This window comes from Marinobacter sp. EVN1 (assembly GCF_000475375.1).
Lineage (GTDB): Bacteria > Pseudomonadota > Gammaproteobacteria > Pseudomonadales > Oleiphilaceae > Marinobacter > Marinobacter nauticus.
The window spans coordinates 48,068-63,586 of sequence record NZ_AXCB01000005.1 but is presented as its reverse complement, the minus strand read 5'-3'; the positions used below and the strand labels follow the sequence as shown (position 1 = coordinate 63,586).

Annotated in this window: 10 protein-coding genes; 5 read left to right on the top strand and 5 right to left on the bottom strand. The window is 59.4% G+C overall.

Annotated features, from left to right (window positions below; all coding sequences use genetic code 11):
* Positions 1-51 precede the first annotated feature (51 nt).
* From Q674_RS22410 to Q674_RS22395, 4 genes are all read left to right on the top strand, one after another.
* Positions 52-1,566, top strand: coding sequence for a diguanylate cyclase (locus Q674_RS22410; RefSeq protein WP_023007785.1), 1,515 nt, complete (start codon positions 52-54; stop codon positions 1,564-1,566).
* An 82-nt stretch (positions 1,567-1,648) separates the two neighbouring features.
* Complete coding sequence (locus Q674_RS22405; protein WP_031209589.1) at positions 1,649-2,515, top strand: MBL fold metallo-hydrolase; 867 nt, start codon at positions 1,649-1,651, stop codon at positions 2,513-2,515.
* A gap of 7 nt (positions 2,516-2,522) precedes the next feature.
* Positions 2,523-4,247: a SulP family inorganic anion transporter gene (locus Q674_RS22400; protein ID WP_023007783.1), complete on the top strand. Its 1,725-nt coding sequence runs from the start codon at positions 2,523-2,525 to the stop codon at positions 4,245-4,247.
* A gap of 88 nt (positions 4,248-4,335) precedes the next feature.
* Positions 4,336-4,995 carry an energy-coupling factor ABC transporter permease gene (locus Q674_RS22395; protein ID WP_023007782.1) on the top strand — a complete coding sequence of 220 codons (660 nt, stop codon included), beginning with the start codon at positions 4,336-4,338 and terminating at the stop codon, positions 4,993-4,995.
* An 8-nt stretch (positions 4,996-5,003) separates the two neighbouring features.
* Here the strand turns inward: Q674_RS22395 and Q674_RS22390 are convergent, their stop codons facing one another.
* The 5 genes from Q674_RS22390 to gdhA all read right to left on the bottom strand — a co-directional run bounded on the left by Q674_RS22390 (position 5,004) and on the right by gdhA (position 13,183).
* Entirely contained in the window at positions 5,004-7,133 is a 2,130-nt protein-coding gene (locus Q674_RS22390) for a putative bifunctional diguanylate cyclase/phosphodiesterase (RefSeq protein WP_023007781.1), read from the bottom strand.
* 247 nt (positions 7,134-7,380) lie between these two features.
* Positions 7,381-7,914, bottom strand: coding sequence for a response regulator transcription factor (locus Q674_RS22385; protein WP_022993387.1), 534 nt, complete (start codon positions 7,912-7,914; stop codon positions 7,381-7,383).
* A 2-nt stretch (positions 7,915-7,916) separates the two neighbouring features.
* On the bottom strand, positions 7,917-9,188 hold the full coding sequence (locus tag Q674_RS22380) for a sensor histidine kinase (RefSeq protein ID WP_022993386.1): 1,272 nt from the start codon (positions 9,186-9,188) through the stop codon (positions 7,917-7,919).
* Between the two features lie 49 nt (positions 9,189-9,237).
* Positions 9,238-11,826: a PEP/pyruvate-binding domain-containing protein gene (locus Q674_RS22375; RefSeq protein ID WP_023007780.1), complete on the bottom strand. Its 2,589-nt coding sequence runs from the start codon at positions 11,824-11,826 to the stop codon at positions 9,238-9,240.
* Positions 11,827-11,833: 7 nt separating this feature from the next.
* On the bottom strand, positions 11,834-13,183 hold the full coding sequence (gene gdhA, locus Q674_RS22370; RefSeq protein WP_011783856.1) for an NADP-specific glutamate dehydrogenase: 1,350 nt from the start codon (positions 13,181-13,183) through the stop codon (positions 11,834-11,836).
* Positions 13,184-13,434: 251 nt separating this feature from the next.
* Here gdhA and Q674_RS22365 point away from each other — a divergent pair, with 251 nt between their 5' ends.
* Positions 13,435-15,480 (top strand): TonB-dependent receptor domain-containing protein, encoded by a 2,046-nt coding sequence (locus Q674_RS22365; RefSeq protein WP_023007779.1) that lies wholly within the window; start codon positions 13,435-13,437, stop codon positions 15,478-15,480.
* Positions 15,481-15,519 lie beyond the last annotated feature (39 nt).

Below are 15,519 nucleotides of genomic sequence, written 5' to 3'. Positions count from 1 at the left end.
GGACTACACTAAAAAAACCAGTGTAGACAATAGCAGGGAGACCGGCCATTTATGGCAAGCCAGCCCGACGATGAGCAGCCAGAGGGCCTGTCGGCCCGGTTTTTTCAGAAGCTGGCATCCGGCGTGCCGGGCGTGCTGTTTACCTATTGGCTCAGTGCCGATCACCAGTCCCACCGCTATCCCTACGTTAGTGACCAGGTAAAAGAACTGTTCGGCGTCGAGCCGCAAAAGCTCCGGGAAAATGCCGATTCGGTTTTCCGGGTCATTCATCCTGACGATGCGGCCGGCGTTGGTGAGAGCATCCTGCACTCGGTGCGAACGCTGCAACCCTGGTGTTACCGCGCCCGGCTGAGGATGAAGAATGGCGAGTACCAATGGTACGAGGCCCATTCCGTGCCGGAGCGGCAACCGGACGGCAGCACCCTCTGGTACGGCCAGTTCCACAACATTCAGCACTACAAGGAGCTGGAGCAGCATCTTCGGGATAGTGAAGCGGAATTCTCGTTCCAGGCGGGTTTCCAGAAGCTGATTGCCCGGCTTTCCAGTGAGTTCATTCATCTCGGATTTGGCTCCATCGATGACTGCATTGATGAGTTGCTCAGATCCATCGGCGCCTTCTTCAGCGTTGATCGCGCTTACGTCTATGCCTTTTCGCCGGACCTTGCCACCATGACCAATACCCACGAATGGTGTGCTCCGGGTGTGCCATCGTTGATGGCGGATCAGCAGGCGGTGCCGATTGACGATTTCCGCTGGTGGCAGCAACAGATTCGCCTGATGGAGAGCCAGAGCCAGGTGGTGTTCATTGAGGACACTGCGGATTTGCCGCCTGAGGCCGAAAATGAGCGGGCATTGCTGGAGCAGCAGGGAGTCAGTTCCATGTTCTGCGTCCCTGTCCGGATCCGCGGTCAGGTGATGGGCTTCTTTGGTGTGGATTCGTTATCCCGGCGGAGTTGGCGGCGGGATATGGCGGATCTGTTGATTATTGTCTCTGGTCTGTTGTCCGGTGCGTTGGAGCGCAACCGGCTGGAAGAGGACCTGCTTAACCAGTCGATTCGTGATCCCCTGACTGGACTGCATAACCGTCGTTACCTGATGCCCCGGCTGGACGAGATCCTTGCTGCCAGCAATCGCCATGGCGACCGTTTCTGCCTGGCCATGTTCGATATTGATCACTTCAAACGGATAAACGACAACCTGGGCCACCTGGCAGGTGATCAGGTATTGATGCGATTTACCGACGTCCTGCTTGCCCATACCAGAACCACCGATGTGGTGTCCCGCTTCGGGGGTGAGGAATTTCTGGTGGTTTTTACCGGGGTAACCGAGAGGGATGTGCAAACCCTGGTGATGCGAATCATGGAAGCAGTAAGGGAGGAGGAATGGTTGGTCGACGGCAAGGCATTAACCGTTACGGTCAGTGCCGGGGCGGTGTGCGTGTCGGAGCTGACAGACGAGCCGGCCACCCCGGAGGCACTGATTGCCAGGGCAGATGATAGGCTGTACCAGGCCAAGGATGGGGGCCGGGATTGCCTGGTTGATGCATCGGGATTATCGCGCATATAAGAAAACAGCATTTCACCTTATATATCGTTTCAGTATATCCTTAGATCAGATTAAAGAACTGGCGACTTCAGAGGTGAATACCATGACCCAGCCCATCGTTCAGCATTTTTTTGACGAACCCACTAACACCTTCAGTTATGTCGTGCGCGATCCCGACAGCCAGGTCTGTGCGATTCTGGATTCGGTTCTGGATTTCGATTATGCCGCTGGCCGCACCGATGTGCGCTCGGCCGACGAGATCATTCAGTACATTCAGGCGAACGATCTGATCGTGGAATGGATTCTGGAAACTCACGTACATGCGGATCACCTGTCAGCAGCTCCCTACCTGCATGAAAAGCTTGGAGGCAAAACCGGTATCGGGGCAAAAATCATTCAGGTACAGGAAATTTTCGGCAAGGCCTTTAACGCCGGTACCGAGTTTGCCCGCGATGGCAGTCAGTTTGACCGGCTCTTTGAGGAAGGCGACACCTTTGCGATCGGCAGCCTCGAAGGCCGTGTGCTACATACGCCCGGCCATACACCGGCCTGCCTCACCTATGTGATTGGCGACGCCGCATTTGTGGGCGATACCCTGTTTATGCCGGATTACGGCACGGCCCGCTGTGATTTCCCGGGCGGTGATGCCCGGGTTCTGTATCAGTCCATCCAGAAAGTTCTGGCGTTGCCGCCGGAGACTCGCATTTTCCTGTGTCATGATTACAAGGCACCCGACCGTGATGAATACCAGCACATGACCACCGTGGCCGAGCAGCGCCTGGCTAATGTGCACGTGCACGATGGTGTGTCGGAAGAGGAGTTTGTGAAGATGCGCACCGAGCGGGATGCAACGCTGGATATGCCGAGGCTGATCCTGCCGTCGGTGCAGGTGAATATGCGGGCGGGCCATATGCCGTCTGCAGAAGACAACGGCCAGGTGTACCTGAAGGTACCGGTCAACCTGTTCTGAGCCGCGCATGAATCTGAAACGCTATCTGCCCATTCTGCAATGGGCGCCATCTTACGGTCGCGACCAGGCCACCAGTGATCTGGTGGCTGCCGTCATTGTCACCGTTATGCTGATTCCGCAGTCCCTGGCGTACGCTCTGCTGGCAGGCCTCCCGGCGCAGGTCGGGTTGTACGCCAGCATCCTGCCACTGGTGATCTATGCGGTGTTCGGAACCAGTCGCACCCTCTCTGTTGGCCCGGTGGCGGTGGCCTCGCTGATGACGGCGGCTGCTCTGGCGCCACTGGCCGAGGCGGGCACTGCTGAGTATCTGGCTGGAGCTATCTTGCTGGCGGTGATGTCTGGCCTGATGCTGACCCTGATGGGGGTTCTGCGGCTGGGATTCCTGGCTAACTTCCTGAGCCATCCGGTGATATCCGGGTTTATTACCGCCTCGGGCATTGTCATTGCCGCCAGCCAGCTCAAGCACCTGTTCGGTATCCAGGCCAATGGCCACAACTTGCTGGATATTGGTCACTCGTTACTGGTTTCCCTGGGCAATACCAACGTGCCCACGCTGTTGATCGGGGGCGGGGCCTTGATGTTCCTGTTGTGGTCGCGCCGGTACCTGAAACCGGTACTGCATCGACTCGGCCTGGCGCCCCGGGCGGCTGATATCCTGACCAAGACCGCGCCCATTCTGGCGGTGCTCGTCACCGCTCTGGTTGCCTGGGCATTGCGGCTGGATGAGCAGGGGGTGCGACTGGTCGGTGAGGTACCGTCAGGATTGCCTTCCTTCACCATGCCCAGTCTGGATCTTGGCCTGTGGTCCCAACTGGCGGTCAGCGCCTTGCTGATCAGTGTGGTAGGTTTCGTGGAATCGGTTTCGGTGGGTCAGACCCTGGCGGCCAAACGGCGCCAGCGCATTGACCCGGACCAGGAGCTGATTGGTCTGGGTACCGCCAACCTGGGGTCCGGCCTGTCGGGCGGTATGCCGGTTACCGGTGGCTTTTCCCGTTCGGTGGTGAACTTTGATGCCGGCGCAGAAACACCGGCGGCTGGCGCTTACACGGCGGTGGGCATCGCCCTGGCCACTCTGTTCCTCACTCCGGCCATAGCCTGGTTGCCCCAGGCGACGCTGGCGGCGACCATTATTGTGGCGGTGATCACCCTGATTGATCTGCCGGCACTGGGCCGCACTTTCCGATATTCCCGTACCGATTTCGGGGCCATGCTGGCGACCATCCTGCTTACCCTTGGTCACAGTGTCGAAGCCGGTATCATTGCCGGGGTGGCGTTATCGATTGGCCTGTTCCTGTACCGAACCAGTCGCCCCCACAGCGCCGTGGTGGGCCGGGTGCCGGGCACCGAGCATTTCCGCAACGTGCTGCGCCATGAGGTGGAACTCTGTCCCAAAGTTACCTTCCTGCGGGTGGATGAAAGCCTGTATTTCGCCAATGCCCGTTTCCTTGAAGAAACCGTGATGGATCTGGTTACCCGGGAGCCGGAGCTGACCGATCTGGTGCTGGTGTGTCCGGCGGTGAACCTTATTGACGCCTCAGCCCTGGAAAGCCTGGAAGCGATTAACGAACGGCTGCGCGACGCCGGGGTGCGTCTGCATTTCTCGGAAATCAAGGGCCCGGTCATGGACCGGCTCAAAGGCACGGAGTTGCTGGAACACCTGGGCGGACGCATCTTCCTGAGCACTTATGAAGCCTGGCAGGCGCTCACGAACCGGGCGGCGTTGGCGGCTTGACCTGAAGGGTGTGATCCCATTGACGGTGTATGGGGTATGTGTAGACACTGCCCCGTATTTCCAATCGCACCCGCACCGGTAAATCGCCATGGGAATGACCGACAACCTGCTCTCCACCAGTCAATGGCTGATCACCGCCGTGTTGTTTGCGGTGATTCTGTTGAACGCGGTGCGTTCTGTCGACTGGTCCGCCTTGCGCAAGGATAACGCTCTTCAGCATTCGTTTTTCGGTGCTGCGGTGATTCTGGGTTTTGTCTGGCAGTTGCGGGCAGGTATTTCACCAGGATTGGCGATTCACATCTTTGGCATCACGGTGATTACTCTGATGCTGGGTTGGGCTCTGGCCGTGCTGGCGGGCCTGCTGGCTCTGGTGATCACCGTCATCACCGGGCGCGAGCCATTACTGATGTTTGCCGCCAACGGTCTGATTACGGTGATGGTCCCGGCACTGGTCAGCCATGGCATCATGTTGTGGGAACGGCGGCGCAACTTCCGTAACTTCTTCGCTTATATCTTCTTCTGTGGTTTTTTCGGAGCCGGTCTGTCGGTTGCCGCGGCGGGCATTGTGATGTGCCTGATGCTATGGAGCAGCGGTACCTACAGTTTTGATGAACTGGTGCATGAGTATCTGAGGTATCTGCCGCTGTTCATGATTCCGGAGGGCTTCATCAACGGCACCTTTGTCACTGGCCTGATGGTTTTCCATCCGGACCGGCTCAGTACGCTGGACCAGAGCCGGTACCGCTAAGGCCTTTTTCAGATACCGTCACCCTGCTCGGAAACGGTCTGTAGTTCACGAATGTCCCTGTTGGAGTGGCTTCTCTGACGCCAGTTGTCCAGCCAGTCCAGTACTTCCTCTGACGGCATAGGCCGGGCGATACCATAGCCCTGAACCAGGTTGCAGCCCATGTCCCGCAGTGCGGTGGCGTGCTCCAGCGTTTCCACCCCTTCGGCCAGTACGGGGTGGTCAAAACGCTGTGCGAGGAAAATGACGCTTTCGACGATGGCACGGTCATTGGCGTCGGTAAGCATGTTGCGGACGAAACTCTTGTCAATCTTGATGACGTCCACGGGCAGGGTGCGCAGGTAGGTCAACGAGGAAAAGCCGGTGCCAAAGTCGTCCAGCGCCACCTGCAGCCCCAGAGACTGGCAGCGCGCCAGCACATTGCTGGCGCGTTTGGTGTCTTCCAGCGCCGTGGATTCCAGCACTTCCAGGGTGATTTGCCCGGGGCTCACTTCTGGATGGCTTTGCAGATAGCCTTCCAGGTAGTCCGCAAACTTCCGGTCCATCAGGTGGGGCGCGCTGATGTTTATGCTGACAGCCAGGGCTTCGCCGGCTTCCCGCCATCGGTTCATCTGGTGAATCGCCTCTTTCAGCACCCATTGGCCCAGGGGGATCTCCAGGTGACTGTTGGCCACCGCCGGCAGAAAGGCACCGGGGGTAATCAGCCCTTTTTCGGGGTGGTTCCAGCGGATCAGGGCCTCGAAGGCAATCACCTGGCAGTCGGCCATGCGCAGTTGTGGCTGGAAGTAGAGTTCGAATTCCTCGTTCTCCAGGGCGCGGGAAATCTCCATCAGCAGGTTCCGACGTTCCTTGCGGAAGGCATATTGGCCGGGATCGAAAATATGAAACTGGTTGCGGCCTTTCTCTTTGGCAGCGTACATGGCCTGGTCGGCATGGCGGATCAGGCCTTCGGCGTCGGTATCATCTTCCGGGTACAGGGTGACGCCGAGGCTGGCTGTCAGATTTACCTCTTTACCCTCCATGTCGAAAGGCTCACTGACCGAGGTCAGGATACGCTGATACAGGGGCTCGGAATGTTCGCTCTGAATCAGCAGAACAAATTCATCGCCGCCGATCCGGGCGACGGTATCTCCGCTGCGGAGACTTCTGGTGAGCCGTTCCGCCACCATGCGGAGGGCCTCGTCGCCGAAATCGTGGCCGAGTTCATCGTTGATGCCCTTGAATCCGTCCAGGTCAAGATAGCAGATGGCGAGTGAGCGTTTCTGCCGGTCCGAGTGCGCCTTGGCGGATCGCAACCGCTCTTCCAGCAGCTGTCGGTTGGGCAGACCGGTGAGGTCGTCGTAATTCGCGGCCCGGTCGAGCTCTTTGGCGTGATTCTTCAAGGCTGTGATATCGGAGAACGCCGCCACATAATAATGTTTGCCGGGTTCTTCCAGGTGCACCCGGCTGATGGATAGCAGTTCCACATATTCCTCACCGTTTTTGCGGCGATTCCACACCTCTCCGCGCCAGTGGTCGGTCTTTTCGATGGACTGCCACATGGAACGGTAGTATTCCCGGGAATGGCGGCCAGAGCTCAGAATGGAAGGGTTGAGGCCGAGTACTTCCTGACGGCTGTAGCCGGTAATCCGGGAAAACGCAGGGTTTACATCGATAATGTGGTTGAGGTGATCGGTGATGACAATCGCCTCGTGACTGCGATCAAAGACGCTGGCAGCGATGCGCAGGCCGCGTTCACTGTTTTTCCGGTCAGAAATGTTGGTCTGGATCACCACGAAGCCGGGTTCAACGCCGTCCGCGCCATCCACCGGTGTGCAGTAGGTGTGTACCCAGTAGGGTTCGCCGCTGGCGGTATAGTGCAGGATGTCTTCTTCAAACGCCTCGCCCCGGAACAGGTGGCGGTATATTCGGCTGACGGTATCAGGATCCGTGTCCGGCCCGGCCAGAACCTGGCTGGGAAGCTTTCCACGTACTGCACTCAGCGAGTAGCCAGTATGCTCCTCGAACGCCTGGTTGACCCATTCGATGCAGCCGCCGGCATCCAGTATCAGTGCCATGTTACGGCTGGCGGTGGCGACCAGGGCCAGTCGTTTCGGATCGATATCCGAAGCAGGCTGGGGAGAGTCCGGGGTGTTGGGCATAGATCAGGTGTTCCGGTTAACGGTGGCTTTCGGCTTCCTCCTCTCCATGTGAGAACTGTTCGCGGGAATGGCAATGATGGCTACCCGCAACCTCCGCATTTTCCGTGTACTTGTTATCCGTATATTGCAATGAGAGGTGCGAGGGATGCTACCTCATCCGGGGCTGGAAGGCATTCGACCTTGGTTTCAGAGAATTGATCATCGTCAATTCGTAACGACTTTTTACGGTTCGATGACAATCGAGGCACTATTGCCGCCAGCGGGAATGTTTTTGCAGTTTGCGCTGAAGTGTACGCCGGTGCATGTTCAGGGCCCGGGCGGTTGCTGATATGTTGCCTTCATGCTCATTCAACACCCGCTGGATATGCTCCCACTCCATTTCCTCCACCGACGGCGGTTCCTGGCGCAGTTCGGGGGCGCCTTCAATGGGCTCAAAACCGTGAATCAGCTGGCTTACGGTGACCGGTTTGCACAGGTAGTTCATGGCGCCACGGCGCATGGCTTCTACCGCTGTCGCGATACTGCCGTAACCGGTCAGCACCAGGACCTCCAGATTGTCATCAACCTGCAGCAGTTCTGGCAGTAATTGCAGGCCGCTCTCACCCGCCAGATTCAGGTCCAGCACGCAGCGGTTAAAGTGCTTCTCGCCAAGGGCCCGGAGCGCATCCGCCCGGTTACTGGCCGTCGCGCTCTCCACGCCCTGTCGTGCAAGAGAGCGACTTAGTACCTGCAGAAAGCTCTCATCGTCATCAATCAGCAACCAGCATTCGCCGTCTGTCATGTTCAGATAACTCCCGTAGAAGGTGCGTCAGACATCGGAAGGTCGATCACCATGGTGGTGCCCTGATCGCTCACCCGGGCACGAAGGTGGCCGCCCAGTCGCTGTATGGTGGCGTTGGACAGAAACAGCCCCACACCCAGGCCGTTGCGGGAATCCACCACGTCTTCGCCCGGCGCACCGGCAAAGGCACTTTCCAGACCATCGCCGTGGTCTTCGACGATGATCTCGACCCGTGCATTGTCGGCCCTCTGGCAACTGACGGCGACCCATTGCGGGCTGGCGGTGAGGGCGTTGGCGAGCAGGTTCAGTACCGCCTGATCGAGGGTGGCATCTACCGCAACCATGGCCTCGGGACAATCGTCTGCCCAGCGTATCGGCCCGGCGGGCCAGAGCAAGGTTGCAGACTCCCGAAGCCGTTTGAGCCAGGCGGACACCGGCAGGTTTTCCAGTTTTGCGTTGCGGGCTTCGACGGCCGCCTGGGTCAGCTGCTGGAGATGGCCACTGCACAGTGCCAGCTGCTGTTGCATCATGCTCAGATCATCCTCCAGATGCTTGTCGCCCTGATTAGAAGTGGCAGAGCGAATTTCATCCAGCAGTAACGTCATGGTGTTCAGGGGCGTTCCGAGACGATGGGCGACGGCCGCGGCGGACAGGCCCAGAGAAATAATCTGTTCGTCGCGAAGCCGGTTTTCCCGGAACTGTCCAAGCTGGGATTGCTGTGCTCTGAGCTGGCGGGCCAGAGTGCCCACTACCAGGAGCAGGATGGTGGCAGTCAGGGCAAAGGTCACCCACATACCCACCAGATGTAGCTGGGCCAGGTCGCCGCCGTGATGCTGATGTTCAATGGCGGGCGTATGCCAGAGCACCAGGGCGGTATACACCAGAACGCCGGATACTGTCAGGACGATACTGTGGCGCCCAGGCACCAGGATAATGGCGACCGCAATCGGCAGCAGCAGGAGCGAGACCAGAGGGTTGGTGTAGCCTCCGGTAAGGTAAAGCCAGAACCCGATCAGTACCAGATCGGCTGCCAGGGTAAGGCTGACAAAAACCGCCGAGGCGGGCGGGCGTCGGCTGAACCATAACCATCCGAGCGTGGCCAGTACACCGTATAGCAGGCACAGCAGCAGCGCCTCGGCCCGATGAGCAAGGGTGATGGTGGTTTCGGCAACCGCGACCGCCACCAGCAAGGTGACAATAATGGCCAGGCGCATGCCCAGAAGGTAGCGGGCGGCCTGCCGAAAACCGGTCTGTGAGTGTGTCAGCCATTCCATGAGGGCATTCTAGCAGCGTGTTGTCGGTGCCGGGGCGAAAAACCTCTGGCTATTGCTTCGGGTCAACCGGCCGGTAGCACACCAGTTCCTGCCGAACCACATCACCGGTCAGTTGCAGGGGTGTCTGGTCGGTGACATATACCCGGACGGCGCGCTCAATGTCACTGGCGTTGTCAGGCTGGGAGATTTCGCCGGGCAGAAGGTCAGGTCGGTAGCGGCACTGGTCTGATTCAGGAAACAGCGCCACATAGGCAATACCGGTTTCCACCAGATCCTGGAAGAAATGGGAACCGTAGGACAGATCCGGCACCATGTCGCCGGCATTCTCCGATACCTCCACCAAGGCACTGACGCCGGCAATATCGGCAAACCTGACCGGAACGCCCAGCTCCGGGCTGCTGGTGCCCCAACGTCCGGGACCGATCAGCAGGGTGCTGGCGCTGGATTCCCGAACCACCTCGCCGACACGTCGGGCCACATCGTAACGCTGATTGATATTCAGGTTGGCGTAGATCGCCGCATCTATACGGATAATCCGCGTAATCGCCAGATTGATGTTGCCGCCCATGAAGTGGCCCTGGGTGCGGAAAATCTCTCGCTCCGCGGGCAGATGTTCCGGCAGTGTGACCGGACCGGTTTCACCAATCGTGGCCAGTGGCCGGCACTGAACCAGATTGAAGGAGGGTTCGCCCTGTTCATCAATATGCAGGGTGAACTCGACATCCACGGGATGCTGATAGCCGGCCTCCAGGGTAGATAACAGAGATGACAGCCGCTGAATGAATGAGCTGAACTGAACCAGCGGCCGGAAGGTCAGTCGCCAGACCGGCCCTGGCAGCCCAATCTGTTCCGCCCGGGTACTGGCGGCCCGGTCGATTTCGCCCATCTGGGCCATGGGCAGATCTTGAACGGTGTCCAGTAACTGGCTCAGGGGTCGGGTTTCCAGATGGCCCTCCTGCAGGTCGAGCAGGTCCACCAGATGTTGGGAGAATCGATAGTGTTCGTCCGGGTTGCGGAAAGGTTGCCGGCCGGGATGATCCAGCGCCATCACGCAGGCGTGGTCGCCTTCAATCCGGTCTACGGCCCGGGTGCCCAGCCCCATAACCAGGCGGACCATGCCCGCTTTCGGGTTCATGGTGCTGTCCCAGGCAAAGGTGTTTCTGGACACGCCAACGCCCGCGGCATCGGGCAGGTAATAGCGGCCATGGAAACGGCCATTTACCCGCTGGATCAGCAGGGCCATGGGTTCCTCGCGCTGATCCAGGCCTCTTTGTTTACGGTACACCAGAGCGTCGTCACTCATGGACGAGGCGTAGACCTGGCGGATGGCATTTTCCAGCTCCGCCAGTCGCTGTTCCGGTGCCCCCTGGTTGATCAGGAAGACACTGTCGTATTTGCCGGCAAAGGCGTTGCCGAAACCATCCTCCTGCAGGCTGGATGAGCGCACCAGGATGGGATACTGGCCGTAATGGTCAAGCAGGCGTTCCAGCTCCGAACGGACTTCCGCCGGGAATTGCCCGGTCAGGATGGCCTTGCGAAGAGAGGGTGCTTCACTGAGATAACCTTCTGGTGAGCGTTGTCGCATGATTGCCGGCCACAGGCCGTTGTGGACCAGAAATGCGTAGTAGGCGTCGGTGCCCAGGTAGCTGGAATCGTGGGGTTCCAGATTCGGCTGCCAGAGTTCAGGCGCATCTTTCAGCAGAATGTTCCGGGCAATCAGCATGCCTGTGGCCTTGCCGCCAATATAACCGCTGCCAACCAGACGGCTGCGAATGGTGAGCAGATCCTCCAGAGTCAGGTAGCGCCGGGCCAGTTCCAGAATCTTGGGGTCGCGGCTGATCATCACCTGCAGAACCTGCTCCTGCAGATCAGGCATGCAGGTCTGGTCCTGTTCAAAAACGGCCCGGCTGACTTCCTGGAACAGTCTGTCCCAGTAATCCAGCAGTGGCTGGCGATGCAGGTGCCCGGATTCCAGCGAGGCCTGCAAGCGGGTGGCATCGCTGCTGTCGGTAATCGGCCAGAACTGGCCAGCCTGTTCCCGATGGGGCAGGAACATGGTCGGTGATTGCCGGCGCCAGGCCTTGATGGGATGAATCTGCACATCGTCGCCGTGGCGGTGTACATCAATCAGCACCTGGGTGGTCTGGCGAATCCGGTCCAGGGTCATCCGGGAGTGTCGGTCCGGGTGCAGGGTGAACCAGGCGACGGTATCCAGTTCGAACAGGAAGGGACACACTACCCGGAAAAAATTGCCCACCATGGCGTCGGTGGCCCAGGCATTGAGTAGCTCACTCAGGCTGTCGCAAACGTAGAAGGCGCCGCGGCCATGTTGTTCGATCAGGTGCCAGACCCGGCTGGTAAAACTCTCGAAACCGCCGAGGGCATCAATAGTGATGGTGCGCACCGCAGGGTGCTGGTCAATGATCGGCGGATGCTCGCCGAAGCGGAGATAGATGATCTGCCGGCCGGCGTCGGCGGCAGCATCCAGAAAGGGAAGAACGAATCGGCGGTAATCGTCCAGATCGGAGACCCGCCAGACAACATTGTCGCCGATTCGCAGGCCATCCAGCACCTCATCCAGACCGGGCAGTCCGGTGGACACCCGGTCTGTGGTCTGCTGAGGCTGCTGGTGCGTCATGGCGTGATCAGATCACGCCCATGGCGGTCATAGCCTTGGCTACGCGAAGGAACCCGGTGATGTTCGCGCCCAGCACATAGTTACCCTGAGCGCCAAACTCTGCGGCGGTCTCGTAACAGTTCTTGTGGATATCGATCATGATTTCCTCAAGGCGCTTCTGGGTGTAATCGAAAGTCCAGGAATCGCGGCTGGCGTTCTGCTGCATTTCCAGGGCGGAAGTTGCAACACCACCGGCGTTAGCGGCCTTGCCCGGGCCGTAAGCAATCTTGGCGTCCTGGAAGATGATGATGCCTTCCGGCGTGGTCGGCATGTTGGCGCCTTCGGCAACTGCGATACAGCCGTTTTCCACCAGGGTCTTGGCATCGCTGCCGTTGAGTTCGTTCTGGGTGGCGCAAGGCAGGGCCACATCACACGGAACGCTCCAGATGTTGCCGTCTTCCACGTACCTGGCGTCTTTGTGGTATTCAGTGTAGGCGCTGATGCGGCGGCGCTCCACTTCCTTGATGCGCTTGACCGTCTGCAGGTCAATGCCCTTCTCATGCACGATCATGCCCTGGGAGTCGGAGCAGGCAATTACCTTGGCGCCCAGTTCGTGGCATTTTTCGATGGCATAGATGGCTACGTTGCCGGAGCCTGACACCACCACGGTCTTGCCTTCCAGGGAGTCACCACGAGCCTTGAGCATTTCGTGGGTGAAGAACACGGTGCCGTAACCGGTGGCCTCGGTACGGGCGCGACTGCCGCCCCAGTCCAGGCCTTTGCCGGTGAATACGCCGGATTCGTAGCGGTTGGTGATGCGCTTGTATTGGCCGAACAGGTAGCCGATCTCGCGGCCACCGACGCCGATGTCACCGGCGGGAACGTCGGTGTACTCGCCCAGATGGCGGTACAGTTCGGTCATCAGGCTCTGGCAGAAACGCATGATTTCGTCGTCCGACTTGCCTTTCGGGTCGAAGTCGCTGCCGCCTTTACCACCGCCGATGGGCAGTCCGGTCAGGGCATTCTTGAAGATCTGTTCGAAGCCCAGAAACTTGATGATGCCGAGGTAAACAGATGGGTGGAAACGCATGCCACCTTTATAGGGGCCAAGAGCACTGTTGAACTCGACACGGAAGGCTCGGTTGATGTGGATCTCACCGCTGTCGTCCTGCCAGGGCACACGGAAGATGATCTGGCGCTCGGGTTCGCAGATGCGCTGGATGATCTTCTTGTCCGCGAACTCCGGGTACTTCACCAGCACGGGCCCCAGGGTTTCCAGTACTTCGTGAACCGCCTGGTGGAATTCTTTCTCACCCGGGTTGCGATGAAGTACGTCCCGAAAGATCGGTTCCAGCTTTTCGTCGAGTTTTGCAGTCATGGTGTCATGCCCTCGGAATACGCGTATTGAAGGTCGCAGGGAAATGCGGTGCCCAAAAAAAGGGCAGTGATTGCACCACAGCGGTGCGGTAGTTGGCAAGTGAATCCGCTGCAAAGCCCGGCGGCCTGCCCGACGGAGATACCCCCAAGGGGGTGCGACATTGTGTCTCAAGCCAGTGAAAAAGAAGCGGCATACAATTCCGGCTAATTCACGAAACACCTGATCCAAACGCTCCAAGGACCCGCCACACCATGATGAGAAAGACCCACCTGGCTCGCTGTATCAGCCTTGTGATGGCCGGCTGTGCTGTCGCCCCTCTTGCCCATGCCCAGTCTGAAACCGATGCCCTGATGTTGATCCGGGTGACCGAAGGTCAGTCGGCCGAAGCCGCCCGACTGTCGGCGGCGGCCGTTCAGACCGAGCCAGTACAGCGGTTGTCCTCGGATGCCGGGGTTTCGCTGTCGCGCATGGGTGGCCGTGGTCTGGACCCGGTGATCCGTGGCCAGAACGAAGAACGGGTTGAGGTGCTGCTTGACGGCATGCGGGTGGAAGGTGCCTGCCCGAGCCGGATGGATCCGCCCACCAGCCGTTTGAGCACAGCGCTGGCGCCGGTGCTGGAAGTGCGCACCAGCAACCGCACCCTGCGCTGGGGCCCGATTGCCGGCGGCCAGGTGGTCGCCACCACCGCCGCCCCGGAATTTGCTGATGACAACCGCACAACCGGCCACCTGACCGTCGGCGGTGCCGACAATGGCGAAGGCAAGCTGGTGAATGGCAGCGTGGCGGTCGGTGACAAGGAAACGTTTATCCGCCTCGCTGGCGGCTACGACGAAGCCGACGACTATGAAGACGGCGACGGTAACGAAGTCCGTAGCGCCTACAAAAACTCTGAAGGCCGGGTGGATGCTGCCTGGACCGCTGATAATGGCTTCTACATCAAGGGCCTGGTCAGCCGCCAGGAAGAGCGGGATGTAAAGTTTCCCGGCCGGGGTATGGATGCACCGAAAACGGATACCGACCTGTACCGGCTGGAGCTGGGAGCGCCGGTCGCCAGCGGCGGCTGGAACCTGATGGCCTGGCAGGCAGATGTGGATCACGTGATGGATAATTTCAGCCTGCGTGAGCCGCCGGTAAATATGGGTATGCCCATGAAAATGCAGACCAACTCGGAAACCCGTACCCGGGGCGCCCGACTGGTGCTGGATCAGACCATCAACTACACCAAAGATATTGCCTTTGGTGTGGATGTGGAAAGCAATGAGTGGGACGCCACCATGTACAACGGCATGAATCTCGACCACGAGGCCTCTTTGATGTGGCCGGGCGTTGAGCGAGACCGGGTAGGTGTGTTTGTGGAAGCCTTCCACCAGATCCGCGCCAACGCCCGCCTCGGTGCCGGCATCCGTTATGACCGTGTGGAAATGGATGCCACCCGCGCCGATCAGACGTTTACTCCGATGGCCGGCGGTATGATGACGTTCTCCCCTTCCGGGCTTTACGCCTCGGCCTATGGTGCAAGCGATACCGAAGCCAACGATGACAACGTAAGCGGTTTCCTGACCGGAGAATGGCGTGTTTCTCCGGTCCAGGCCCTTGAGGTTACGGCCAGCCACAGCGTGCGCTCCCCCAGCGTGAATGAGCGCTATGTTGCTCGAAAGACCATGAAAAGCAGTTGGATCGGGAATCCGGGTCTGGATACCGAAAAACACCACAAGCTGGAAGTCAGCCTGCCCGGCAACCAGGGAGAGTGGAGCTGGCGCCCGGCTATCTGGGTGGACCAGGTGGATGACTATGTTTACCGCTTTGACATCCGCAATCCCAACAACACCACGGATACCCGCTACGAAAATATCAGCGCCCGCCTGCTCGGCGTAGAGGGCATGCTGGGATGGACCAACGGTACCTGGAGCAGCACCAGCAAGCTGGCCTCGGTGCGCGGCGAAAACCGCGATGCCGACAAGGCGCTGCCGCGGATTCCGCCCATCCAGTTTATCCAGACGCTGGGCTGGCACTACCAGGGCCACACCCTGGAAGCCGAATGGCAACTGGCCCGTCGCCAGGATCGGGTAGACCTGGAATCCGGACTGGACCCCAGCACTTCACCGGGATACGGCGTATTCAACCTGTCCGGAACCCATCCGCTCATGGCCAATCTGAGCCTGACCTGGGCAGTGGATAACCTGTTCGACAATACCTGGGCGAACCATGTCAGTAAGGACAACCTGGCCGACAGCGGGGTGTTCCGGGTCAATGAGCCGGGGCGCACCTTGCGCGCAGCGCTTACGGCCCGGTGGTAAAAGGATTATGGCGGTTGCCCGCTTCTCATAGCCGGCGGG

Coding starts and splice junctions, on each gene's coding strand:
- Q674_RS22395 (WP_023007782.1), top strand. CDS start 4,336: ATGGGAATGACCGACAACCTGCTCTCCACCAGTCAATGGCTGATCACC.
- Q674_RS22410 (WP_023007785.1), top strand. CDS start 52: ATGGCAAGCCAGCCCGACGATGAGCAGCCAGAGGGCCTGTCGGCCCGG.
- Q674_RS22365 (WP_023007779.1), top strand. CDS start 13,435: ATGATGAGAAAGACCCACCTGGCTCGCTGTATCAGCCTTGTGATGGCC.
- Q674_RS22380 (WP_022993386.1), bottom strand. CDS start 9,188: ATGGAATGGCTGACACACTCACAGACCGGTTTTCGGCAGGCCGCCCGC.
- Q674_RS22390 (WP_023007781.1), bottom strand. CDS start 7,133: ATGCCCAACACCCCGGACTCTCCCCAGCCTGCTTCGGATATCGATCCG.
- Q674_RS22400 (WP_023007783.1), top strand. CDS start 2,523: ATGAATCTGAAACGCTATCTGCCCATTCTGCAATGGGCGCCATCTTAC.
- Q674_RS22375 (WP_023007780.1), bottom strand. CDS start 11,826: ATGACGCACCAGCAGCCTCAGCAGACCACAGACCGGGTGTCCACCGGA.
- Q674_RS22385 (WP_022993387.1), bottom strand. CDS start 7,914: ATGACAGACGGCGAATGCTGGTTGCTGATTGATGACGATGAGAGCTTT.
- gdhA (WP_011783856.1), bottom strand. CDS start 13,183: ATGACTGCAAAACTCGACGAAAAGCTGGAACCGATCTTTCGGGACGTA.
- Q674_RS22405 (WP_031209589.1), top strand. CDS start 1,649: ATGACCCAGCCCATCGTTCAGCATTTTTTTGACGAACCCACTAACACC.